We start from the raw sequence: 681 nt of genomic DNA on the forward strand, positions 1-681 counted from the left end.
CGGAAGGTAACCAGTAATATAGTCAACAATAAGAAAGAGTGATGATTACGCAGTCCTTTTATCATTATGTACAAATATTTAGAAATGCCGATTTACTAGATAGTGACCAGCAGGCGCAGTTTGCTGAGCTGGTCTTTTTAGATGGCGATTTTCCGAAATCAGCTAGCGATTTTGAAACAATTAGCAATTATATTGAATTAAACCAGCGCTATTCTGACTACGTATCGACATTTGATGAAGTTTGGCAATCCTACGCCGATAAATACCAAGTGTAGGAGGAAATATTGGGTAAATATTTGAAACCAACATGTCTATCAGAAAGTAGTGAATCATATGTCAGAAAATGAAGATTTAAAAAATAAAGAAAATAATAAAAATAGCAATGAAGAATCAGATAAAATAGCAGTTACTGAGGAAGAAATCCATTCAAGTGGTCGAGACGGACATGAGCTGGGTAATGACCAAAAACCTAAAAAACGCGGGGTTTCTTGGCTAGTATATATCCTGACCATCCTTATCGTTGGTGGGGGAACTTTTGTTGGGACATCTTACGTCTTAACTGGCCGTTTACCTGGTCAAAGTGTTATTACAGGGTCCTCAGGTACGGCTCTAACCACCAGTGAAATCCAAAAAATCCAAGCTGCCTTCTCTACAATTGTGGGAGACTACGTAGAAGATGTG

The 681-nt window shown here is 38.2% G+C and carries 1 protein-coding gene and 1 pseudogene; both read left to right on the forward strand.

Annotated elements, in window-relative coordinates:
* Window positions 1-41 precede the first annotated feature (41 nt).
* Entirely contained in the window at window positions 42-275 is a 234-nt protein-coding gene (locus tag ACRCJ0_RS17815; RefSeq protein WP_016897095.1) for a YozE family protein, read from the forward strand.
* Between the two features lie 58 nt (window positions 276-333).
* Window positions 334-681, forward strand: a pseudogene (locus ACRCJ0_RS17820) (peptidase S41); the annotation flags it as partial.

This window comes from Aerococcus sp. L_32, from assembly GCF_050689315.1.